Source organism: Erwinia pyrifoliae DSM 12163 (assembly GCF_000026985.1).
Classification (GTDB): domain Bacteria; phylum Pseudomonadota; class Gammaproteobacteria; order Enterobacterales; family Enterobacteriaceae; genus Erwinia; species Erwinia pyrifoliae.
This window is the reverse complement of record NC_017390.1, coordinates 3,878,819-3,900,112: the sequence shown is the minus strand read 5'-3', so window position 1 is coordinate 3,900,112 and position 21,294 is coordinate 3,878,819. Positions and strand designations below refer to the sequence as shown.

Sequence of the window (21,294 nt, the reverse complement as noted above, 5' to 3'; positions counted from 1 at the left end):
GAATTATCCCCCAATCCCGTCAGGGATGTTTAACCCTGCTCTTTGTGTAACACGGTCATTCTTTTAGCGTTTCCGCTTCGTTATGCATTTATGAAATAGCATTCGTTAAAAAGTATAGCCAATGCTATACTCAAGCCAATGATTTTACTGTCTTTTTTTATTACCCGCACCGTGCTACGATGCCGTTCACTTGAGCTGGCTTAGGGTTATTTATCCGACTTAAGCCATTATTTAAACGATTTGCAACGCACCCGTCGCTTCAGACCGGGATAAATACAATGAACCTATATGCAACCCTGATTCTGGCTTTTGCTATGTCGATGGACGCTTTCGCCGCCGCTATCGGTAAAGGGGCCAGTCTGCATCGTCCGACTTTGAAAGAAGCTCTGCGCACCGGGCTGATTTTCGGCGTGATTGAAGCACTGACCCCGCTGGTGGGCTGGGCGATGGGTATTGCCGCCAGCCAGTATGTGATGGCGTGGGATCACTGGGTAGCGTTTGGACTGCTGTTTATTCTCGGCGCGCGTATGATCGCTGAAGGAATACGTAAGAAAGAGTGCAAAGCGGAAGAAGCGCCGAACAGCCACGGTTTCTGGCTGCTGGCCTGTACAGCAGTAGCAACCAGTCTTGATGCGATGGCGGTTGGCGTTGGCCTGGCGTTCTTGCAGGTCAATATTGTTACCACCGCGCTGGCCATCGGCGCGTCGACCATGATCATGGCCACAACAGGTATTCTGCTTGGCCGCTTCCTCGGCCCGGTGATGGGCAAATGGGCCGAGATTTTTGGCGGTGTGGTGTTGATTGGTATCGGCAGCAGCATTCTGGTGCAACACCTTGGGCTGATGGGTTAAGGCTTCCGCCAGCAATGGCTGTTTGCCCGGATGACAGGCGCTGTTAATACGCCATAAAAAATAGGGCATGGCTGCGGGCAAACAGGGCATTAGCGTGCAGGCTGTTGATGAAAGCCCGCTGCCGTGGCTACATCCGGGGCCTGCGCCGCAGTCAGCCCCGTGCGTTTCACCTTCATTCACCGGCAAAATCTACTCAGCTTGCGCCCGCATTCGCTGATTCAACGCAGCGTTCCACCCACTTTACGCCTGCCACGCCGGCGTGGACGTCCAACCGTCCAGCAGCGCGCGATCGCCACGATCGGTGGCATCTGTAGCGATGGCAAAACGGCGATACAGATTTGACCAGTCTTCAAACAGCCCTTCCGGGTGGCCACCGCTGATGCGGTCTTCTTCCCGCACAGGCAGGCAGCACGCATCGCTGCTTTGCAGATAGCAAAATGGGTATTGTTTGGCGTGGCGATCGAGACCGCCTCAATGCCGTCGTGGCGTTACGCTTCCTCGCGAAATAGCACCTGATAAAATCCTCGACTTTGAGTCAGGCAAGGACAATATTGACCTGTCCTTCTTTAACCAAGGGGATAAAGGCAGTGATTTCATTCATTTTGTTGACCATTTCAGCGGTCAGGCGGGTGAGGCGCTGTTGTCATATGATGCCGGGAGCAATCTGAGTGAGCTGGCGTTGAACGTCGAGGGTGGCACCAATCCAGATTTTATGATGCAGCTTGCCGGCCCGGCTCATGTTGCCAGCGACTTTATCGCGTAAAGCAGCTAAAAAAACGGTGGATAAAATGCCCACCGTTTTAAACAGGTTATCAATGCGTAAATCTCTTTTTGTTGTCATATGACTATTTTTTTCAGGAGTCTCTATGGCGAGCAGTCTGGTCTTACCTTCCGCTGCATCACTGTCCGCCCAATGGACGGTGGTAGATAAATCAAGCTCATGCGTTGTTCAACTCACGGCGGAACGTTTTGGGGCAGCAAACGGCTATAAGTTGAGTATCTCGCCCGGCTGCGACCCTACGGCGATCCCGGAAACCACTGAGGCATGGCGTCCGGCACCAGACGGCATTGCGTTATTAAACCGGGATGGGCTAACCGTGCTTTTTTTCTCATGAAGGAGAATATGAGGTTTGACGCCGCTTGCACTAAGACTGACTTTGGCTCGCAACCGGGTTAACCAGCTCGGCGGTCATATGCACGCCGTTATTGGTATTGGCTTCGGTGATTTTATAAGAGGCTCCGGCCTGCTGCGCCTGGGTGGCGATTTTCGCTTCCGCGCTGTCCAGAGTCGTACCGGTTGCGGTAACGCTCTGAGCTAAACTGGCGAAAGAGACGGTAGAGAGCACGATAACTGTCGCAAATTTTTTGATGTATTTCATGGGGGCTTTCCTTCATTAGTCGCGTTATTTAAAGGCTTTCTGCCTCATTGAAAACAATAATACGCCTGCTAATGAAATAGGAATAGCGCAGTGATTTGTCCTACTATGTCAAATAAATTGATATAAAAAGGAGTTGTGTACTGTTCTTGCAGTCGCTCCTTTTTGCACTGGCTGGTGATAAGCGCTCGATCAGCGCCGCAGTGCGTTGAGGAAATGCTGTTTGACCCGTTGTGAATCCACCATCAGGCAAAGCTTCTGCACACGGCTAGCGCCAGACGGGTTATTACGCGATGCGGGGCCGGCCGGGTGGCGCAGGGTTTGACCCCGGCTGATGCCATCGGTGACGACGCGCACCAGAGATTCGCTGACGCCAAACCACTCGGGATGATTGAGCCAGGCAATGGTTAGCATATCGTGAAGCGCAATAGCAGCAATGCCATCATTTTCACAGTTATATTGTAGGTAGCGCCGCGAGATGGCTTCCAGAACGGGCTGATTAAGGGCGCGTATCTCATCCTCATGCACCAGCACCTGAAGGGTTACATCCAGTGGTATCACCACCACCGGCAGCGTTGAGTTGAGCACCTGGTCCGCTGCGTGCGGGTCTCTCCACGTATTCCATTCGGCAAATGGGGTGATATTACCGCTACGCCCGTGAGTGCCAAAAGCCCCGCCCATCATCACCAGTTGCTTGATTTGCGGCACGATATCCGGTGCCTGATTGATCGCCTGGGCGATATTGGTCAGGGGGCCAACGGCCACAAGGGTCAGCGCGTCAGGGCTGTTGCGCACGCTGTTGATGATGAAATCAATGGCGTTGCCTGCCGCGCCGTTCCACGGATTATCAAACACGTCGCCAAAGCCATCTTCACCGTGTATGGCGCAGGCTGCTGGGGCGGGCGCATGAACCAGCGGCCGTGAACAGCCGCGATAGACTGGCACATCCAGGCCGATTTTATGACTGCACAGGCGCGCGTTGCTGACCGCTTGCGCGACCGGTACGTTGCCAAATACCGTGGTGATGCCGATGATGTCGACGCTCTGCGCCGCATAAGTGAGGGCAAAAGCGTCGTCGACGCCGATATCCGTATCGAAGATAATTTTCTGCATCCGGGATCCTTTCCATTGTTAAGCGTACGTTCATCCCTGGCCTGGCCGTCAGGTGGTCAGCAGGTTATGCAGTGCCTGCAAATCGCGTTGTACCGATTCCAGCTGTTGGGTAAATTTTTCATCCGACAGCAGGGGCTGACGAAAGACGGTGATCAGCAACTGCGCGCCTTCTTCGTTGGCGACGACGCGCATGGGTATAAAAATTTCCTTGCTGTAACCGCTGTCAATATAGTGGTCCATGATGCAAAACGCGTTATGTTCGGTGAAACGGGCTTTAATCGGGCCGTGTGAACCCTGCCCCTTCCAGCCGTTGCCTTCCGGCTCCAGTGGTCCCTGGCCAAGCGCAGAGACCCATTTGGGGAAAAACTCCGGCTTCCAGATCGTCTCGTACAGATCGACCCAGTTGCGCTGGATAGCCAGACTAACGGTATGTGAGGACAACATAAAACCTCCGATCGGTAATGAATACCGGATTTAACCATTCTGATAAGGAGATGGGAAGGATGGCGTGTCCATATTGTTAACCGGGTAGCGAAGCGCAGGAAAATAACCGATCAAGGCAGAATGGCGGTGATGGCAGGTAATGTGCTGATTGAATGCTAACCGGGATTTTGCTTTCTTAAACGATAAGCGATAGCCAGCAGCGCCACGCGGGGCTAAAAAGGGTGCTAAGCTTTTTATGCCATTGAGCACAAAGACAGGTTCAGCCTGTTAATGATCTGCAAACGGGAGCAGGACCCTGTAAANAATTCTGTGTAACTGCCACCGTATTAAANGTGATCGCTCAGGCGNTCACCGAACTCGATAATAAAACGGCTCATTGCCAGCCGCCAGTTCTGGATCGGCATATTCCATTTTTTTGACGCATCCTTGATCGCCAGATAAATGACCTTTCTCACCGAGTCATCTGTCGGGAACACCTTTCGCTTTTTGATGGCTGCGCGGATCACGCTGTTCAGTGATTCGATGGCGTTCGTGGTGTAGATAGCCTTACGGATATCGGGCGGATAGCCGAAGAACGTATTAAGATTTTCCCAGTGTGTGCGCCAGCTCTTACTGATTTGCGGGTATTTCTCGTCCCAGATGCCTGCAAACTTATCCAGCGCCATCAGCGCCGCCTCTTCTGTCGGAGCCTGATACACCTTTTTCAGCCCGCCGGTGACGGCTTTGTAGTCCTTCCACGACACGTATTTCAGGCTGTTGCGCACCATATGAATAATACACAGCTGGATATGCGTCTGAGGATAAACGCTGTTTATCGCATCCGGGAAGCCCTTCAGTCCGTCCACACAGGCAATCAGGATGTCCTGAAGGCCCCGNTTTTTAAGCTCTGTCAGCACGCTGAGCCAGAACTTCGCGCCTTCGTTTTCTGCCAGCCACATGCCCAACAGCTCTTTCTGGCCTTCGGTATTAATGCCCAGAGCAAGGAAGACGGCTTTGTTAATCACGCTGCCACCGTGACGAACCTTGACCACAATACAGTCAAGATAAACGATGGGATACAGCGCATCCAGAGGCCGGGTTTGCCACTCTGCGACCTGCTCTTTGACCGCGTCGGTGACTTTGGATATCAGCGTGGGCGACACGTCAGCATCGTACATTTCCCTGAACGTGGCGACGATTTCCCGCGTGGTCATTCCTTTGGCGTACAGAGATAAAATCTGGCTGTCCATCTGCGTGATACGCGTCTGGTTTTTCTTTATCAGCAGAGGTTCAAAGGTGTTTTCACGGTCACGCGGTGTGCTGAGTTCAATCTCGCCGTCATCGCACAGCAGAGTTTTTGACGAATAGCCGTTGCGGGTATTGGAGCCTGCTTTTGGGGCGTTTTTCTCGTGCCCGNGGTGGTCAGTCAGCTCAGCATTGAGTGCTGTTTCAACGGTAAGCTTCGTCAGCATGCGGGAAAACGCATTGAGNTCGGCTTCGGTTTTAAGGCCTTTAGCCAGTTCAGCCGCAAGGGCCTTGAGTTTCTTTTCGTCCATAATGTGCCTGTCTCCGTTGTTGGAATGAACATATCAAAAACAGGCAGATACACAATTTAAATTACANGCTCGGGAGCAGGGGTTAGCTGGCTGGCTGAAAATCAATCGAAATTCCGCCATTTTTATACTTTATTTACACCCCAGCCCGACATTTTTACATCAACTTTGCACGCCAATCGCAACACTATCCGCCATGTGAAACGCCTCTGGAGGTGTACTGTGAGCATCACTGTGATGACCGGCATTGTGCTGGTGTTTATGNTGTTGGGTTATCTGGTCTATGCCCTGATCAACGCGGAGACATTCTGATGATGGCAAACTATACCTCAAGGTAAGTCAGGCAACGATTGCAAAAACCTTCCCACTGACCGCCCGCATTATCGGAAATCGCCAGCTGGCGCTGATCCAGCTCGTCATCGTTCTGATCCACAATTGCTGTCAGTAATCATTTTTGTCAGCAAAGTGATGATAAAGCGCACTACGGATCGGCCCTGCCTGTGCAGTCAGGTCGTTCAATGAGCAATGAAGTAACCAGCAGGTATCGGTATATAACCCTTGTAAACCAATAGCCTTACAATGATGACATCATCTTGCCAGATTTCTAATTATAGAGATGAACCGTTCTTCTCCACTCAATCCTGTAGAGTTAATTAAAGCTTTATCAATGCTGTCACTCATTAAGAAATAGAGCATTTCAATATTATTTGAATAGAATACCTGATACAAACCAGGTGACAGCTGGCGCAATCTTCTGGCTGCTAATGCAGCCACCTGAACTTTTCCATAAAATGAGGCTACAGTAACAATGGCAATAGAGTATTTATTAAGTCTGACTAACACTTCATTTTTAAAATGAAATGCATTCACAATTAATATTGAAAGGCTGTTGGCTATAGCTGTTTTTGTTAGTTTACCACCACTATATCCAACAAGATTTTTAGCTAGTTTCGCATCAATAGATTGGATTTCCGACCGATCCGCCGTCTTTAATTCTGCTTCGATATACATCCTAATCATGTCAGCGATGATATCTCTTCTCTTGTAAATTTCAAATATTGCTTTAATGAACCTACGATCTTCACCTTTCAGCCCAGAACAGACATCATCGTATTTATCAAAAAGGCAAGAGCTATACCATGATGCCCTTTCTACACCGGCCTTTATATCTTCTAAAGTCCCCACACTGTTCGAGCTTACGTCGTTCACCGCTTTATCCAGGGCTATCGCGGCATCTCTTTCAGATGTAATCCGGAATTTTATTATTGATGATATATACATTACAGTGTATCCTTTTCATGATAAAAACACCTTGCTTTATGGTACCATGAGGTAATATATCTTGAAGAAGATTTTTAAAATCATCCTGTTTTTTGTTCTTCTTATTGCGGTGTCCGTACTGACTTTCGAAATAGCATTCAGATTTGGTGACGCTGATGCGTTTATTTCCCTGTTAGGGTGTCTGTCATTTTTAGGTTTTAAAGAGTCATTTGACTCATTGTTTATTTTCTTATTAATCCTTTCTTTCTTGATTGCTGTTTTGATTTACTGCTGCACAATTAAATTCATCAAAAAGAAGAATTTTAAATGAAAAGTTTTTTTCAGGCTTTTTTAAAAGATATGGCTTCATACTTAAGCATTAATGTGATTGTCATAGTATTATTTGCTTTTTACTATTTTGTCGTTCCCGATTATTGGCTTTTGTGCAGCGTGCTAACATTAGTCATTGCTGCCGTCGTAGAAATTTTTATCATTGCCAACAAAAAAAAGAAAAACTCATCTTGATTTTCATTAAGAAAATCGGGCATTGCTGTATTTATGATTGAAAATTTAAGATCTCAGTCCAGTCTAAGTCTGGGATGTTCACTCCTTACCATTAGGCGCAAGAGGATTATTCAACATCATCACGAAAATAGACTTGTTTGATATACCGTCCACGCCCGTCACCATGCCCCAGAACCATTGGAACTAAAGCTTCGGCTTCTTATCTACTCATTCCATTGCTAACCACGGCCAGCTATGTGTTGTCTGGTTTTATGACGAAAAGTGGATTGGCGACCGTAGTGGACTCGATGCAAAACGGGTGGCCTCCGGCAGCCAGCTGGGGACGTTGGTGTTTATGTTGCCACTGTTTATCGGCTCTTTGACCACGTAGCCCACGGTCAACGGGCACCATCCGGGCATATGGCTGTGCGGCCTGACTGGTACCCGGCGCAGCCGCCCCCCGCTTGCAGCCTGACGACATCATGCTTAAACGATAAGCGATAGCCAGCAGCGCCACGCGGGGCTAAAAAGGGTGCTAAGCTTTTTATGCCATTGAGCACAAAGACAGGTTCAGCCTGTTAATGATCTGCAAACGGGAGCAGGGGTTAGCTGGCTGGCTGAAAATCAATCGAAATTCCGCCATTTTTATACTTTATTTACACCCCAGCCCGACATTTTTACATCAACTTTGCACGCCAATCGCAACACTATCCGCCATGTGAAACGCCTCTGGAGGTGTACTGTGAGCATCACTGTGATGACCGGCATTGTGCTGGTGTTTATGCTGTTGGGTTATCTGATCTATGCCCTGATCAACGCGGAGACATTCTGATGATGGCTACCGCAAGTTTGCTGATTGGCAGCTATCTGCTGTTGCTGATGCTGCTGGCCCGCCCGCTGGGTAAAGGGCTGGCGCACCTGGTCGCCGACCGAGCGCTACCGGGTTTTTCCGCCATCGAGCGCGGGTTGTGGCGCGTCAGCGGGGTGGCAAACCAGGGAATGAGCTGGCAACGCTATCTGCTGGCTATTCTGCTGTTCAACGCCGTTGGGCTGCTGCTGCTGTTTTTGATCCTGATGAATCAGGCCAGCCTGCCGTTGAACCCGCAGCACATGCCCAACTTAAGCTGGGATTTGGCGCTGAACACCGCCGTTAGCTTCATTACTAACACTGACTGGCAGGCTTATTCCGGGGAAAGCACGCTGAGCTACTTTAGTCAGATGGTTGGCCTGACCGTGCAGAATTTCTTCTCGGCGGCTACCGGGATTGCCGTGGCTTTTGCGCTGATCCGTGGTTTTGCCAATCGTGCATTGGGCGAGCTGGGCAACGCCTGGCGTGATATCACCCGCATCACGCTTTACGTGCTGCTGCCGCTGTCGTTGCTGATGGCGCTGTTTCTGGTCAGCCAGGGGACGTTGCAAAACCTGCACGGCTATCTCGATCTGACCACCCTTGAAGGGGTAAAACAGACGCTGCCGATGGGGCCGGTGGCCTCGCAGGAAGCGATTAAAATGCTCGGCACCAACGGCGGCGGCTTCTTCAACGCCAACTCCGCCCATCCTTTTGAAAATCCGACCGCACTGAGCAACTTTGTACAGATGCTGGCGATCTTCCTGATCCCGGCGGCGCTGTGCTTCGCGTTTGGCGATGTCGTACGCGACCGTCGTCAGGGGCATGCGCTGCTGTGGACCATGTCGTTGATGTTCATCGGTGCTGTGGTGGTGGTGATGTGGGCCGAAGTCAACGGTAATCCGCACTTCCTGGCTCTTGGCGCTGACAGCGCTGCCAATATGGAAGGCAAAGAAACGCGTTTTGGCATCCTTAATTCCAGCCTGTTTGCGGTGATCACTACGGCGGCATCCTGCGGCGCGGTGAATGCGATGCACGACTCGTTGACCGCCCTCGGTGGCATGGTGCCAATGTGGTTGATGCAGATAGGTGAAGTGGTGTTTGGCGGCGTTGGCTCCGGGTTGTACGGCATGCTGCTGTTTGTACTGCTGGCGGTGTTTATTGCCGGGCTGATGATCGGCCGCTCACCAGAGTATCTCGGTAAGAAAATCGACGTCTGGGAAATGAAGATGACCGCGCTGGCTATTCTGGTCACGCCAGCCCTGGTGCTGCTGGGCGCCGCGCTGGCGATGATGACCGATGCCGGGCGCAGCGCCATGCTTAACCCCGGAACCCACGGTTTCAGCGAGGTGCTGTATGCGCTCTCCTCGGCGGCAAATAACAACGGCAGCGCCTTTGGCGGTCTGAGTGCCAACACCCCATTCTGGAATATGCTGCTGGCGTTCTGCATGCTGGTGGGGCGCTTCGGCATCATTATTCCCGTGTTGGCGATCGCCGGTTCTCTGGCGGTGAAAAAGGTCCAGCCCGCCGGTAACGGCACGCTGGCCACCCACGGGACGCTGTTTATTGCCCTGCTGATTGGCACCGTGATGCTGGTAGGTGCACTGACCTTTATCCCGGCACTGGCCCTGGGGCCAGTGGCGGAACATTTGCAAATGCCCGGTCATTAACGGGCGGAGAATCGAGTCATGAGTCGTAATCAACTGGCGCTGTTTGACGCGGCGCTGATGCGTGTCGCGCTGCTCGATGCGTTGAAAAAGCTGAACCCGCGTACCCAGGTACGCAACCCGGTGATGTTTGTGGTTTGGCTGGGAAGTGTGATCACCACGCTGCTGGCAATCGCGATGGCTGCCGGTAAAACCCCTGGCGATACAGGGTTTACCACGGCGATTTCAGTCTGGCTGTGGTTTACCGTGCTGTTTGCCAACTTTGCCGAAGCGCTGGCGGAAGGCCGCAGCAAGGCACAGGCCAACAGCCTGAAAGGCGTGACCAAAACCAGCATGGCCAAAAAGCTCAACGAGGCGAAGTACGGGGCCAGCCATCATCCGGTAGCGGCTGATACGCTGCGTAAAGGCGACTGGGTGCTGGTAGAAGCCGGCGATATCATCCCCTGTGACGGCGAAGTGCTGGAGGGCGGTGCCTCGGTGGACGAGAGTGCAATCACGGGCGAATCCGCACCGGTGATCCGCGAATCCGGCGGCGACTTCTCTTCGGTGACCGGCGGTACACGCATTCTCTCTGACTGGCTGGTGGTGCAGTGCAGCGTGAATCCCGGGGAAACCTTCCTTGACCGCATGATAGCGATGGTGGAAGGCGCGACAAGACGCAAGACGCCAAATGAAATCGCCCTTACCATCCTGCTGCTGGCACTGACCATCGTGCTGCTGCTGGCGACCGCCACACTCTGGCCGTTCTCTGCCTGGGGCGGTAACCCGGTCAGCATCACGGTGCTGGTGGCTCTGCTGGTGTGCCTGATCCCAACCACTATCGGCGGGTTGCTATCGGCGATTGGCGTGGCGGGGATGAGCCGGATGCTGGGGGCTAACGTCATTGCCACCAGCGGTCGCGCGGTGGAAGCCGCAGGGGACGTTGACGTACTGCTGCTGGATAAAACCGGCACCATCACGCTGGGTAATCGCCAGGCAACGCAGTTTCTGCCGGCGGAGGGCGTGAGCGAAGAGCAGCTGGCTGATGCCGCCCAGCTGGCCTCGCTGGCTGATGAAACGCCGGAAGGGCGCAGCATTGTGGTGCTGGCCAAGCAGAAATTCAATCTGCGCGAACGCGACCTTAACAGCATGGGGGCGACCTTTATTCCGTTCTCGGCGCAAACGCGCATGAGCGGGGTCAATGTACAGCAGCGGGCAATCCGCAAAGGCGCGGCGGATGCGGTGCGCCGTTATATCGACAGCAACGGCGGCCAGTTCCCGAACGAGGTCAACAGCCTGGTCGATCGGGTGGCACGCGCGGGCGGCACGCCGCTGGTGGTCAGTGACGGTAACCGGGTGATGGGCGTGGTGGCGCTGAAGGACATCGTCAAAGGCGGGATCAAAGAACGCTTTGCCGAACTGCGCAAAATGGGGATTAAAACCGTGATGATCACCGGTGATAACCCACTGACTGCCGCCGCGATTGCTGCCGAAGCCGGGGTGGATGACTTTCTGTCTGAAGCCACGCCGGAAGCCAAACTGGCGCTGATCCGCCAGTATCAGGCGGAAGGACGGCTGGTGGCGATGACCGGTGATGGCACCAACGATGCCCCGGCGCTGGCGCAGGCCGACGTGGCGGTGGCGATGAACTCCGGCACCCAGGCGGCAAAAGAGGCCGGCAACATGGTGGATCTGGACTCGAACCCCACCAAGCTGCTGGAAGTGGTGCATATCGGTAAGCAGATGCTGATGACGCGAGGTTCATTGACCACCTTCAGCATCGCCAATGACGTGGCCAAATATTTCGCCATTCTGCCCGCCGCGTTTGCGGCGACCTATCCGCAGCTGAATCAGCTTAACGTGATGGGGCTGCATTCACCGGCGTCGGCGATCCTTTCGGCGGTTATTTTTAACGCATTGGTGATTATATTTTTGATTCCGCTGGCGCTGAAAGGCGTGAGCTACCGACCGCTCAGCGCGGCGGCACTGCTAAGACGTAACCTGTGGATCTACGGTGCAGGCGGGCTACTGGTACCCTTCTTCGGCATCAAACTGATTGATATGTTGCTGACCGTAACCGGTCTGGCATAAGGAGAACTAAGATGAGTCAACTTCGTCCTGCCGTATTTTTACTGCTGCTGCTGACGCTGATCACCGGGCTGCTCTATCCCTTACTGACTACCACGCTGGCGCAGTGGATGTTGCCGCAGCAGGCAAACGGCTCGCTGCTGCTGGAGCAGGGGAACGTGCGCGGTTCGGCACTGGTCGGTCAAAACGTTACCCGCCCGCAATATTTCCAGGGGCGGCCATCGGCGACCGGCGATCGTCCCTATAATCCGCTGGCATCTTCAGGCAGCAACCTGGCGGGCAGTAACCCGGCGCTTGACCAGGCGATCAGCCAGCGGGTAGCGGCGCTGCGGGCAGCCAATCCGATGGCCAGCCAGCAGGTGCCGGTTGACCTGGTCACGGCTTCCGCCAGCGGGCTGGATCCGCAGATTTCACCGCAGGCGGCCTACTGGCAAGCCTGGCGGGTGGCGGATGCGCGGCGGCTGCCGCTGGCCAACGTTCAGCAGCTGATTGATGAACATACCGTTACGCCAATGCCAGCCTTTCTTGGCGAACCGGCGGTGAACGTGCTGGCGCTGAACCTGGCGCTGGACGCCTTGCAACGCTAAAGGACAGCTATGAACGATGAACTCCAGCGCCCCGATCCGGATGCGCTGTTACGGCAGACGGTGGAAAGCCATCGCGGTAAGCTGAAAATCTACTTTGGCGCTTGCGCCGGAGTGGGGAAAACCTGGTCGATGTTGCAGGAGGCTCGCCGCCTGCGCGCTCAGGGGCTGGAGGTACTGGTTGGCGTGGTAGAGACGCATGAACGGCCTGAAACGGCAGCCCTGTTGGCCGGACTGACGGTGTTGCCACGGCGTGCTACCGGGCAGCAGCGCCGCCCGGAATTTGACCTTGATGCTGCGCTGGCGCGCCATCCGGCGGTGATCCTGATGGACGAGCTGGCGCACAGCAATACCCCCGGCTCGCGCCATCCTAAACGCTGGCAGGATATTGACGAGCTGCTGGATGCAGGTATCGACGTAATGACTACCGTCAACGTTCAGCATCTTGAAAGCCTTAACGATGTGGTCGGCGGCGTTACCGGCATTCGGGTTCGTGAAACGGTGCCGGACCCCTTTTTTGATGCGGCCGACGAGGTGGTGCTGGTGGATCTGCCGCCGGACGATCTGCGCCAGCGTCTGAAAGAGGGCAAAGTATACATCGGTGAAAGCGCGGAACGCGCTATCGAAAATTTCTTCCGCAAGGGCAACCTGATTGCGCTGCGCGAACTGGCGCTGCGGCGCACCGCCGACCGGGTGGATGACCAGATGCGTGCCTGGCGTGATACTCAGGGGCGCGAAAAGGTCTGGCACACGCGGGATGCTATTCTGCTGTGCATCGGCGACAACAGCGGCAGCGAAAAGCTGGTACGTAGCGCGGCACGGCTGGCAGCGCGCCTCGACAGCGTATGGCACGCCGTGTATGTCGAAACGCCGCGCCTGTACCGCCTGTCCGAGGCGCGGCGGCGAGGCATTCTGCGCACCCTGCAACTGGCACAGGATTTGGGTGCGGAAACGGCCACGCTCTCCGATCCCAGCGAGGCCAGCGCGGTACTGCGCTACGCGCGTGAACATAACCTCGGCAAAATTATCATTGGCCGTCGGCCCACCCGGCGCTGGTGGCGCGAAAGTTTCGCCGAACGGGTGGGTGAACTGGGTCCGGATCTGGATATTTTGATCGTGGCGCTGGACGACCCGCCGGCGGACGGCGTCAGTTCGTTAACCGAGCGTATCAACGGCAACGAGGGAAAACGGCGCGGTCAGCTGCGTGGCTGTGCCGCCGCTCTGCTGTTATGTATGCTGGTCACGCTGGCCGGGCGCTGGCTGCTGCCGGCGGTGGATTCGGTCAACCTGGTGATGGTTTACCTGCTGGCGGTGGTGATTGTCGCGCTGCGCTACGGCCGCTGGCCGTCGGTGGTGGCGACCTTACTGAATATTGTTGCCTTCGACGTGGTCTTTGTCGCGCCAACCGGCACCATGGTGGTGTCAGACGTCCAGTATCTGGTGACCTTCGGCGTGATGCTGGCGGTGGGGGTGATTGTGGGTAATTTAACCGCCGGCGTTCGTTATCAGGCTCGGGTGGCGCGTTACCGCGAGCAGCGGGCGCATCATTTGTATGAGACGGCAAAAGCCCTCAGTCGCGCCCTGACACAGCGCGATATCGCCGCCACCTTACAGCGCAGCGTGGAAAGTACGCTGCAGGCGCGCAGCGAGCTTTATCTGCCGGACGAGCACGGCGAGCTGGTGCCGGTAGGCGCTGCGCATCTTAGCGCGGTGCCGGATCGGGCGATTGCGCGCTGGAGCTTTGATAAGGGCCAGCCGGCGGGTGCCGGGACCGATACCCTGCCGGGCGTGCAGTGGCAGATGCTGCCCTTGAAAAGCGGCAGTGATACCCTTGGACTGCTGATTCTGGAACCCCTTAATCTGCGCCAGCTGATGATCCCGGAGCAACAGCGGCTGGTGGAAACCTTTACCGTGCTGATTGCCAACGCGCTGGAACGCATGGCGCTCAGCCAGCGCGAAGCCGCTTCACGGCTGGCGGCGGAGCGTGAACAGCTACGCAATGCGCTGCTGTCGGCGCTGTCGCACGATCTGCGCACCCCGCTGACGGTGCTGTTTGGTCAGGCGGAAATTCTCACGCTTGACCTCGCCAGCGAAAACTCACCCTACGCCGCGCAGGCCAGCGCGATGCGTGAACAAACGCTCAATACCATCCGGCTGGTGAATAACCTGCTGGACATGGCGCGTTTGCAGTCCGGCGGCTTTAGCTTACGGCGGGAGTGGATGGCGCTGGATGAACTGATTGGCAGCACGCTGCGCCAGTTAGCGCCACTGCTGGAAGGGCGGCAGGTCGATCTGGATTTACCGCCCGATCTGCTGCTGATTGACGTTGATGGCCCGCTGATGGAACGCGTACTGGTTAATCTGCTGGAAAACGCGCTGAAATATGCTGGCGCGGCGGCGGAAATCGGTATTCGCGCGCGCGCTGTTTCGCAACAGCTGCAACTGGAGGTGTGGGACAGTGGGCCTGGCATTACGCCAGGTCAGCAACAGCTGATTTTTGAGAAGTTTTCTCGCGGTGATAAAGAGTCAACGGTGCCGGGCGTCGGGCTTGGCCTGGCGATCTGTCAGGCGATTGTCACGCTGCACGAAGGCAAAATTCATGCGGAAAACCGGCCACAGGGCGGCGTACGCTTTGTGATTTCCCTGCCGTTAACGACACCGCCGGTGCTGGAAGAGTATACTTATAATGAACCAAAAAATCCGCTGGCATAATTTTCCGGTGACATGTGATCTGTTGAAGGATAGGGAGGAAGAGTGACTACGAGTACCGTCAAGTAGTGTCGATAACGACCTTAAATAGATATAAATGTTATTTTCAGCCGTGAATTATCTGGTGAGATTAGCGTGAAATATTTTTTGCTATTTCGCCAAGAAAATCGTAGTCGAGGCTATATTTCTTCACGCCATACAAGCACTGGCAGTAAGCTGCCGTAGCCAATTACATAGTAATCACGAGCTGTACGTTGCTGAACAATGTACAGCCCGCTACGCCGTAGGCGTGCTGCGTTCGTAATATTCAAATAAGACTTTCTTTCACGGCGGTAATAATTATACCTTTTTGTTGATTGTTGTACGGAAGGACATATTCGTGCTTGTTTCCTTTCGTTTTGATCACATTCAGTCTGGGAAGAAGCTTACTATAATCTAAAAGTTTATGCTCAAGCTCATGCTTTTTGTGATGCTGTGACTTGATTTCTGAAAGGTTTTCCAAAAAACTCTCATACTTTAAAGTTTTATTATTAGTCAATATTTCTTTTGTCAGGTCAGAGTGCGTTTTTATAAGATCACAGTGTGTCCTTTCGTTTTTAGCTGAAATTATTTTTTCTGCAAATGAGAGGTATGTGTTGTTTTTTATTGCCAGACTGAACGCAGCCTTGCTGCTGTGTAACATTTTGGCTCGCAAGTAATTGACTATCTGCACCATGTCATCCTTCATGCATCAGAGCGTTAACGATTGATTTTTAATGTTTTATCCTGGTTCCGCTTCCAGATTTATCTACCCGGATGGTAGGTAGAGCGCGAGATTGGATCCACAAAGCTAATTGAATCAAATGATTTTTCTACGCGGACGTCCGCTGCGTTTCTGGCACTGATACCCCCTGCTGAACTTTATAAAGGTAGCATATTAACTCCCACGATGGATAGGTCTGATTGCGGGCGTTTGCGGTTGTGCTGATGCCGCCGTAATTTTTAGAACCACGACCAATCCCACTTAAAAACATAAAATACCTTCCTTAAAAAATAGTTTTCATTTTAATAGAGCAGAAGGTGAGATTTCTATGAAAAATCGGTCACTTTTACTTGAAAAGAACCGTCAATTGCTGTCAGGAGTAAATGATTTCTGCCATAAAAACGGTCTTTTTTTATATTATCCTGAAATACGGGGAAAGAAATACTATTCTTAATAGTTAATATAATCTTATGTTTAATTTGGATTTGTTTAAAAATTATTGGAGTTGTGCTCATGATCTTTATAAGTTTGTCGGAACCGATCCATTCTGGATTCCATAATGAGTTATTTGGTTCTATAACTAATATGGCAAACTTTCTCTTTGCCACGAGATACCGCTACGGGATCAGGAATGGGGTGATCTGATCCTGAGTGCTGCCAAAAGTTCGATTTATTCAACAAAGCCATGGAATTCTGGAAAACGTAGATCCATTCAGTGAAGAAGATGGAGAGTAATCTGAAAGCATAATATCATGTCAGTTAACGACTTTTCTGATCCTACCCGCCAATAGTGGACACGCGACTAAGTGAGTAAACTCTCAAGCAAGAGGTGACTCATGACAAAACCAGCATCAACCAGCAAAAAGCCACGCAAACAACATACGCCTGAATTTCGCAACGAAGCCCTGAAACTTGCTGAGCGTATCGGTGTGGCTCCAGCTGCCCGTGAACTCCGTCTGTATGAATCGCAGCTTTATGCCTGGCGCAGCAAGCTCAAAAATGCACATTCCTCTTCTGAACGTGAGCAGGAAATGTCTGTTGAAATTGCCCGCCTTAAGCGGCAACTGGCGGAGCAGGCTGAGGAGCTGGCCATTCTCCAAAAGGCCGCGACATACTTCGCGAAGCGCCTGAAATGAAGTATGTCTTTATCGAAAAAAATCGGGCTGAGTTCAGTATCAAGGCCATGTGTCGTGTGCTTAGAATTGCCCGAAGCGGCTGGTATGTCTGGTGCCTGCGTCGCCATCAAATCAGCCCGCGCCAGCAGTTCCGCCTCATCTGCGATAAGGCCGTCGGTAAGGCATTTACTGAGGCAAAACAGCGTTATGGCGCACCTCGTCTTGCTGACGAGCTGCCGGAGTACAACATCAAAAACCATTGCCGCCAGCCTGCGACGTCAGGGGCTGCGGGCGAAAGCGGCCCGCAAGTTCAGTCCGGTCAGTTATCGTGAACACGGCCTGCCCGTGTCAGAGAACCTGCTGAAACAGGATTTTTACGCCAGCGGCGCAAACCAGAAGTGGGCAGGTGACATCACCTACTTACGTACAGATGAGGGCTGGCTGTATCTGGCGGTGGTCATTGACCTGTGGTCGCGTTCCGTCATTGGCTGGTCGATGTCGCCGCGTATGACCGCACAACTGGCCTGCGACGCACTGCAGATGGCGTTGTGGCGGCGAAAACGTCCTGAAAAAGTGATTGTTCACACTGACCGTGGTGGGCAGTACTGTTCATCGGATTATCAGAGCTTGCTGAAATGTCATAATCTGCGCGGGAGCATGAGCGCAAAAGGCTGCTGTTATGACAATGCCTGCGTGGAAAGCTTCTTTCATTCGCTGAAGGTGGAATGTATCCACGGAGAACGCTTTGCCAGCCGGGAAATAATGCGGACAACGGTGTTTAATTATATCGAGTGTGATTACAATCGGTGGCGTCGTCACAGTGCCTGTGGCGGCCTTAGTCCTGAACAATTTGAAAACCAGAACCTCGCTTAGGGCTGTGTCCACATTACGTGGGTAGGATCANACCGCCAGGCTATCAGCTCCCTAACCCACCTGAATGCCTTCCTTTTAGGCATATTCCCATATTCGCCCGCGTAACAAGACATGTCCGGATATTGCTGTTTATAATGGGACTTCGATGTTAACAATTAAGGGAATCTAATGAAAACTAGCATGCTACGTACACTGGCACTGACGTGTGGGGTTAGCGTTATCGCCTCTGCCGGGGCCAATATTCAGGTGCGCGCTGTGCCAGGCGACTCACACGAAACGACTGTGAGTGACGGAAAAACCCAGCCGCCGGTCAAATTTGCCACCGTCTGGGCCGACGATAAGGGTGCTACGCATGTCGGCCACTGTCGCTTTGAAGGTCTGGAACATAAAAGCTATGCGCCGCCGTCTGCACCGCAGTGGATTGGCCTGTCACCTGATAAGGTTGAAAGCATTGCGTATGCCGTACTGCCGCCGGGTTATGTCGGTAGCTGGCATCATGCGCCTGGCCCGCAGTGGGTGATCACGCTATCGGGCAAGTGGTCAGTTGAAACTACCGATGGCAGCACCCTGGTACAGGGGCCAGGCGAAGTGCAGTTCAATGCCGATACCTCCTCCCGGCCACGCCCCGGCGATGAGCGCGTCGGTCATGTGTCGCGCACCGTGGGGGATGAGCCAAACGTCCAGCTGATTATCAAACTGAAACCTGGTGCCGATAAGGCCCGCACCAGCGGCGCATGTGCATATTAAGGAACGATTGACATGTCTTTTCGCTGCAAACCCTTTTTATTGAGCGTCGTTGGCAGCATCATTTTGTTTAATGCCGCTCAGAGTGCGGCAGGCGATACGGATATCAAGCTGGTTGCCGAGCAGCCCGGCTTCTACGATCTTATCGCTAAACATGCTGCTGCACGGAAGATTGCCGATAATGCCAAATGGGCTGAAGGTCCGGCGTGCATCGCGCAGGACACGCTTATCTATGGTGATGTGAAGCGCAACCAGGTGATGAGCTGGTCAGAGAAGGACGGCCTGAAAAGATGGCTTTCCCCGGCGGTTTACCAGAATGGTCATGCCGTCGATGCAGAAGGAAGAGTTATCGCCGCTTCTCACGGAAAGCGCGCCGTTGTGCGTCGTGAGCATGACGGTAGCTGGGTGACATTGGTTAGCGAATGGCAAGGTAAGCGCTTCCATAGCCCGAATGATGTGGTGGTGGCTCGCGACGGCGCAATCTGGTTCACCGATCCCAAATTCGGCATCCTGAGTCAGGAAGAGAGCAACGGGAAAGGGAAGCCGGAGATGGAAGGGGAATTTGTTTATCGCTATGACCCGTCAGCGAAAAAGCTGTCGAAGATGAACACGCCCGGATTATATACCCCTAACGGGCTGGCTTTCTCCCCGGACGGCAAGCTGCTTTATGTCTCGGATGCGCAGCTGGGGCACGATGTTAACAATAAGTCGCTGCAACACCGCATTATGGTCTACCCGGTCAGCGCGCAGCAGATCGGAGCAGGCCGGGTGTTCGCTGAGATTTCACCGGGCGTACCGGACGGCATCAAAGTTGATGCCCACGGCAATGTCTGGACCAGCGCCAGGGATGGCGTACAGATATTCTCGCCTGCCGGTAAGCGGCTGGGAAAAATCCTCATCCCTGAAAAGGATACCGCGAATCTGGCGCTGTGCACGGACGTGCAGAACAGGCACTGGATGTACGTGACCGCGACCGACCAGGTACTGCGCATTCCGGTGCGGGTAAAAGGGGCGGATACGCTACGTCAATAGCCCTGTAGCTGCACATAACTGAAGTTGTGAAGACGGCCTGAGAAAATAATCAGGCCGACTTATCTGCGCGATACGCAGATATTCACACCCTGAACGGTATTAGCTCAGATTCGGCATGACAGTTTTTCAGGGCAGAACGCGATCAAAACGGACGGTGTGGTTTGAGCGAAATATAGACTTTCATACCCTGAAAATTACCAGTCTTATCTGACTGACCAGATATTCAGTAAGAAATGTCTGGTACAACACCAGGTAGCAGTTTTGATCAGGTGCTATCCCACTTGAAACATTTCCCATTTTTTTCTGAGCTTATTTTTATCTAAGGTCAGACGGTGAGGATAAATGCGCTTTCCTTCAAACATGGATGAGTAAATGCATCGTACTTTGAAGTGTACTGTCAGTTTCTCCGGTTCAATACCCATCAGATTTTCATCAAATAACCGGTGGCAATCTGCTGACAGCAGTATTCCGTTATCGGTACTCATATTTCCACCCAAAGCATAATCCTCGATGTGGCATGCCTGTAGTAATGCGCCGATTTTTTGTCCAGTTACAGCGCAGCGGTGATAAAAATTTTCAAGAACTCGTGTTTTAAAATTAGTTTGCTGGTTTGCAGAACGGCTGGAAATGCTATGGTGATAACGACTGGGGTCAATAAGATTAAAATGGCGTAGTGCAGTGAATTTCACAGGTGTAATCAACCTTGAGGCTAAAACAGCCCTGCGCTGAATGGACGGTGCTCTATGCACACGGATACGGTTTGTAGTCCAATTCGCGATGGTATTGCGGAGACAATCTTCGGCTTTCTCACTGTTGGTGGCCACGTTAAGCGCGGTGACATGTTCAACTCCCGCATTTAACTGCAGCCAGAAACACAGAGTATGTATGTAGCAAAATTCACCTGTCAGGAACGGTACTTTCTGCAACGCCGTATTCTGCGCTTCGCTTTTGACAATACGCCAAGCTTCTTCGCGTGACATACTCTTTAAAAGCTCGAAATACCGCGCCCGGTCAAAGTTTTCAGTGCCCCCCGTGACCGGTAACTGCAGATGATTTTTCGGTGCAACGGAAGCATGAGACTTTAGTGGCGGGACCTGAATCACTGTCGGCTGTGGCACGGGTTTTGTGTATGTCGTGATTTTACTGATGGCTTCTCGATGGGCCGCCGCCGCACGGGCTTCTTCTGCAATTAGCTGCCTGCGCCGCTCGTCGCGCTTAACTCCCTCTTCGGAAAGAACAAAGCCATCATTCACCAACAGGCTGCGGGGAATTTTCTGGCCTTTTTGAAGCCGCTCCCCAACTTTTAGCTGGATCTCCCGTTCGACATCTGTCATCACCCGATGGTATTTATTTTCCGCCTGATGCAGCCTTGAAAGGTTGCCATGACCAGAATATTTTAGCTTTGCGCGTTCAAAGATGATCCTGGTTTCGCTCTTTTTTTCAATCAAGGATTCCAGAGATAAAAAATAATAGGGTCATTCAGAGACTAATTTTCGGTATTCCTTCTGTTTCAACTCACGCAAAAAAACAGATGACACATTTTCATCTATGTTTTTTGAACTATTGTCTTCCTGAGGTAAGGGCTGGCTCTGGGGATATTTTGTCCTTAAGGAGGATTGCCCTGTTTCCTGTTTCCCCGTTTTTTTTTCCGCGATTCTGGAACGTCGCACAACCTCTTTCTGTTCAATCTGATTCAGCATGCCAGAAATGGTGTTCGCCATGCCATTATCTTCACCAGCTTTATTTATGGCTTCAACAAATAATGATGCAAAAACCCTGTTTTTCATGTTATTCGCACCTTCCTCGGGAATGATTAGTGAAAATAATAATTGAC

At 52.7% G+C, this 21,294-nt stretch carries 21 protein-coding genes and 3 pseudogenes; 14 read left to right on the top strand and 10 right to left on the bottom strand.

Features of this window, described 5'->3' with window-relative positions; translation table 11 throughout:
* Window positions 1-278 precede the first annotated feature (278 nt).
* The gene (gene mntP, locus EPYR_RS17850; RefSeq protein WP_014539866.1) at window positions 279-851 is read left to right on the top strand and encodes a manganese efflux pump MntP; all 573 of its coding nucleotides are present in this window, start codon (window positions 279-281) and stop codon (window positions 849-851) included.
* Between the two features lie 193 nt (window positions 852-1,044).
* Here the strand turns inward: mntP and EPYR_RS20090 are convergent.
* Window positions 1,045-1,241 (bottom strand): annotated as a pseudogene (locus EPYR_RS20090) (gfo/Idh/MocA family oxidoreductase); the annotation flags it as partial.
* Between the two features lie 118 nt (window positions 1,242-1,359).
* Here EPYR_RS20090 and EPYR_RS17840 point away from each other — a divergent pair.
* Together EPYR_RS17840 and EPYR_RS17835 are read left to right on the top strand one after the other, a co-directional pair.
* Window positions 1,360-1,614, top strand: a pseudogene (locus EPYR_RS17840) (M10 family metallopeptidase C-terminal domain-containing protein); the annotation flags it as partial.
* 103 nt (window positions 1,615-1,717) lie between these two features.
* The gene (locus EPYR_RS17835) at window positions 1,718-1,966 is read left to right on the top strand and encodes an AprI/Inh family metalloprotease inhibitor (protein WP_015899173.1); all 249 of its coding nucleotides are present in this window, start codon (window positions 1,718-1,720) and stop codon (window positions 1,964-1,966) included.
* A 30-nt stretch (window positions 1,967-1,996) separates the two neighbouring features.
* Here the strand turns inward: EPYR_RS17835 and EPYR_RS17830 are convergent, their stop codons facing one another.
* The 4 genes from EPYR_RS17830 to EPYR_RS17815 all read right to left on the bottom strand — a co-directional run bounded on the left by EPYR_RS17830 (window position 1,997) and on the right by EPYR_RS17815 (window position 5,319).
* Window positions 1,997-2,230, bottom strand: a complete 234-nt coding sequence (locus tag EPYR_RS17830; protein WP_014539860.1) for a YdgH/BhsA/McbA family protein — start codon at window positions 2,228-2,230, stop codon at window positions 1,997-1,999.
* 189 nt (window positions 2,231-2,419) lie between these two features.
* Window positions 2,420-3,340, bottom strand: coding sequence for a nucleoside hydrolase (locus tag EPYR_RS17825; protein WP_014539859.1), 921 nt, complete (start codon window positions 3,338-3,340; stop codon window positions 2,420-2,422).
* A 48-nt stretch (window positions 3,341-3,388) separates the two neighbouring features.
* On the bottom strand, window positions 3,389-3,784 hold the full coding sequence (locus EPYR_RS17820) for a polyketide cyclase (protein ID WP_014539858.1): 396 nt from the start codon (window positions 3,782-3,784) through the stop codon (window positions 3,389-3,391).
* Between the two features lie 326 nt (window positions 3,785-4,110).
* Window positions 4,111-5,319 (bottom strand): IS256 family transposase, encoded by a 1,209-nt coding sequence (locus tag EPYR_RS17815; protein WP_014539857.1) that lies wholly within the window; start codon window positions 5,317-5,319, stop codon window positions 4,111-4,113.
* Between the two features lie 234 nt (window positions 5,320-5,553).
* Between EPYR_RS17815 and kdpF (EPYR_RS18690) the strand changes: the two genes are divergently transcribed.
* On the top strand, window positions 5,554-5,628 hold the full coding sequence (gene kdpF, locus EPYR_RS18690; protein WP_414738040.1) for a K(+)-transporting ATPase subunit F: 75 nt from the start codon (window positions 5,554-5,556) through the stop codon (window positions 5,626-5,628).
* 276 nt (window positions 5,629-5,904) lie between these two features.
* Here kdpF (EPYR_RS18690) and EPYR_RS17800 read toward each other — a convergent pair whose 3' ends face one another.
* The gene (locus EPYR_RS17800; RefSeq protein WP_015899169.1) at window positions 5,905-6,597 is read right to left on the bottom strand and encodes a hypothetical protein; all 693 of its coding nucleotides are present in this window, start codon (window positions 6,595-6,597) and stop codon (window positions 5,905-5,907) included.
* A gap of 306 nt (window positions 6,598-6,903) precedes the next feature.
* Here EPYR_RS17800 and EPYR_RS17790 point away from each other — a divergent pair, with 306 nt between their 5' ends.
* Window positions 6,904-7,101, top strand: coding sequence for a hypothetical protein (locus EPYR_RS17790; RefSeq protein WP_014539854.1), 198 nt, complete (start codon window positions 6,904-6,906; stop codon window positions 7,099-7,101).
* A 106-nt stretch (window positions 7,102-7,207) separates the two neighbouring features.
* Here the strand turns inward: EPYR_RS17790 and EPYR_RS21275 are convergent.
* A pseudogene (locus tag EPYR_RS21275) lies at window positions 7,208-7,324 on the bottom strand (integrase domain-containing protein); the annotation flags it as partial.
* A gap of 513 nt (window positions 7,325-7,837) precedes the next feature.
* Here EPYR_RS21275 and kdpF (EPYR_RS17785) point away from each other — a divergent pair.
* The 5 genes from kdpF (EPYR_RS17785) to kdpD are packed head-to-tail and all read left to right on the top strand — an operon-like array spanning window position 7,838 to window position 14,957.
* Window positions 7,838-7,912, top strand: a complete 75-nt coding sequence (gene kdpF, locus EPYR_RS17785) for a K(+)-transporting ATPase subunit F (protein ID WP_004161015.1) — start codon at window positions 7,838-7,840, stop codon at window positions 7,910-7,912.
* Window positions 7,912-9,597, top strand: coding sequence for a potassium-transporting ATPase subunit KdpA (kdpA, locus tag EPYR_RS17780; RefSeq protein ID WP_014539851.1), 1,686 nt, complete (start codon window positions 7,912-7,914; stop codon window positions 9,595-9,597). The genes kdpF (EPYR_RS17785) and kdpA overlap by 1 nt, the downstream gene beginning before the upstream one ends.
* An 18-nt stretch (window positions 9,598-9,615) precedes the next feature.
* A complete protein-coding gene (kdpB, locus tag EPYR_RS17775) occupies window positions 9,616-11,664 on the top strand; it encodes a potassium-transporting ATPase subunit KdpB (protein ID WP_014539850.1) in 2,049 nt (682 codons plus the stop codon).
* 11 nt (window positions 11,665-11,675) lie between these two features.
* Complete coding sequence (gene kdpC / locus EPYR_RS17770) at window positions 11,676-12,248, top strand: potassium-transporting ATPase subunit KdpC (RefSeq protein WP_014539849.1); 573 nt, start codon at window positions 11,676-11,678, stop codon at window positions 12,246-12,248.
* A 9-nt stretch (window positions 12,249-12,257) separates the two neighbouring features.
* A complete protein-coding gene (gene kdpD, locus EPYR_RS17765; protein ID WP_014539848.1) occupies window positions 12,258-14,957 on the top strand; it encodes a two-component system sensor histidine kinase KdpD in 2,700 nt (899 codons plus the stop codon).
* 304 nt (window positions 14,958-15,261) lie between these two features.
* Here kdpD and EPYR_RS17760 read toward each other — a convergent pair whose 3' ends face one another.
* A complete protein-coding gene (locus tag EPYR_RS17760; RefSeq protein ID WP_015899168.1) occupies window positions 15,262-15,669 on the bottom strand; it encodes a hypothetical protein in 408 nt (135 codons plus the stop codon).
* Window positions 15,670-16,532: 863 nt separating this feature from the next.
* On the opposite strand from EPYR_RS17760, the gene EPYR_RS21270 reads away from it, so the two are divergent.
* From EPYR_RS21270 to EPYR_RS17740, 4 genes are all read left to right on the top strand, one after another.
* Window positions 16,533-16,832 carry a transposase gene (locus EPYR_RS21270; protein ID WP_011078074.1) on the top strand — a complete coding sequence of 100 codons (300 nt, stop codon included), beginning with the start codon at window positions 16,533-16,535 and terminating at the stop codon, window positions 16,830-16,832.
* Window positions 16,833-16,835: 3 nt separating this feature from the next.
* On the top strand, window positions 16,836-17,684 hold the full coding sequence (locus tag EPYR_RS21265) for an IS3 family transposase (RefSeq protein WP_331387094.1): 849 nt from the start codon (window positions 16,836-16,838) through the stop codon (window positions 17,682-17,684).
* A gap of 168 nt (window positions 17,685-17,852) precedes the next feature.
* A complete protein-coding gene (locus tag EPYR_RS17745) occupies window positions 17,853-18,431 on the top strand; it encodes a cupin domain-containing protein (protein ID WP_014539845.1) in 579 nt (192 codons plus the stop codon).
* Window positions 18,432-18,443: 12 nt separating this feature from the next.
* Window positions 18,444-19,460 (top strand): SMP-30/gluconolactonase/LRE family protein, encoded by a 1,017-nt coding sequence (locus EPYR_RS17740; RefSeq protein ID WP_014539844.1) that lies wholly within the window; start codon window positions 18,444-18,446, stop codon window positions 19,458-19,460.
* 272 nt (window positions 19,461-19,732) lie between these two features.
* Here the strand turns inward: EPYR_RS17740 and EPYR_RS17735 are convergent, their stop codons facing one another.
* Window positions 19,733-20,908, bottom strand: coding sequence for an HNH endonuclease (locus EPYR_RS17735; RefSeq protein WP_014539843.1), 1,176 nt, complete (start codon window positions 20,906-20,908; stop codon window positions 19,733-19,735).
* 27 nt (window positions 20,909-20,935) lie between these two features.
* The gene (locus EPYR_RS17730; protein ID WP_014539842.1) at window positions 20,936-21,247 is read right to left on the bottom strand and encodes a hypothetical protein; all 312 of its coding nucleotides are present in this window, start codon (window positions 21,245-21,247) and stop codon (window positions 20,936-20,938) included.
* Window positions 21,248-21,294 lie beyond the last annotated feature (47 nt).

Excerpts from the sequence above, each read along its gene's own strand:
- mntP (WP_014539866.1), top strand. The coding sequence starts at position 279 with ATGAACCTATATGCAACCCTGATTCTGGCTTTTGCTATGTCGATGGAC.
- EPYR_RS17835 (WP_015899173.1), top strand. The coding sequence starts at position 1,718 with ATGGCGAGCAGTCTGGTCTTACCTTCCGCTGCATCACTGTCCGCCCAA.
- EPYR_RS17830 (WP_014539860.1), bottom strand. The coding sequence starts at position 2,230 with ATGAAATACATCAAAAAATTTGCGACAGTTATCGTGCTCTCTACCGTC.
- EPYR_RS17825 (WP_014539859.1), bottom strand. The coding sequence starts at position 3,340 with ATGCAGAAAATTATCTTCGATACGGATATCGGCGTCGACGACGCTTTT.
- EPYR_RS17820 (WP_014539858.1), bottom strand. The coding sequence starts at position 3,784 with ATGTTGTCCTCACATACCGTTAGTCTGGCTATCCAGCGCAACTGGGTC.
- EPYR_RS17800 (WP_015899169.1), bottom strand. The coding sequence starts at position 6,597 with ATGTATATATCATCAATAATAAAATTCCGGATTACATCTGAAAGAGAT.
- EPYR_RS17790 (WP_014539854.1), top strand. The coding sequence starts at position 6,904 with ATGAAAAGTTTTTTTCAGGCTTTTTTAAAAGATATGGCTTCATACTTA.
- kdpA (WP_014539851.1), top strand. The coding sequence starts at position 7,912 with ATGATGGCTACCGCAAGTTTGCTGATTGGCAGCTATCTGCTGTTGCTG.
- kdpB (WP_014539850.1), top strand. The coding sequence starts at position 9,616 with ATGAGTCGTAATCAACTGGCGCTGTTTGACGCGGCGCTGATGCGTGTC.
- kdpC (WP_014539849.1), top strand. The coding sequence starts at position 11,676 with ATGAGTCAACTTCGTCCTGCCGTATTTTTACTGCTGCTGCTGACGCTG.
- kdpD (WP_014539848.1), top strand. The coding sequence starts at position 12,258 with ATGAACGATGAACTCCAGCGCCCCGATCCGGATGCGCTGTTACGGCAG.
- EPYR_RS17760 (WP_015899168.1), bottom strand. The coding sequence starts at position 15,669 with ATGGTGCAGATAGTCAATTACTTGCGAGCCAAAATGTTACACAGCAGC.
- EPYR_RS21270 (WP_011078074.1), top strand. The coding sequence starts at position 16,533 with ATGACAAAACCAGCATCAACCAGCAAAAAGCCACGCAAACAACATACG.
- EPYR_RS21265 (WP_331387094.1), top strand. The coding sequence starts at position 16,836 with ATGTCTTTATCGAAAAAAATCGGGCTGAGTTCAGTATCAAGGCCATGT.
- EPYR_RS17745 (WP_014539845.1), top strand. The coding sequence starts at position 17,853 with ATGAAAACTAGCATGCTACGTACACTGGCACTGACGTGTGGGGTTAGC.
- EPYR_RS17740 (WP_014539844.1), top strand. The coding sequence starts at position 18,444 with ATGTCTTTTCGCTGCAAACCCTTTTTATTGAGCGTCGTTGGCAGCATC.
- EPYR_RS17730 (WP_014539842.1), bottom strand. The coding sequence starts at position 21,247 with ATGAAAAACAGGGTTTTTGCATCATTATTTGTTGAAGCCATAAATAAA.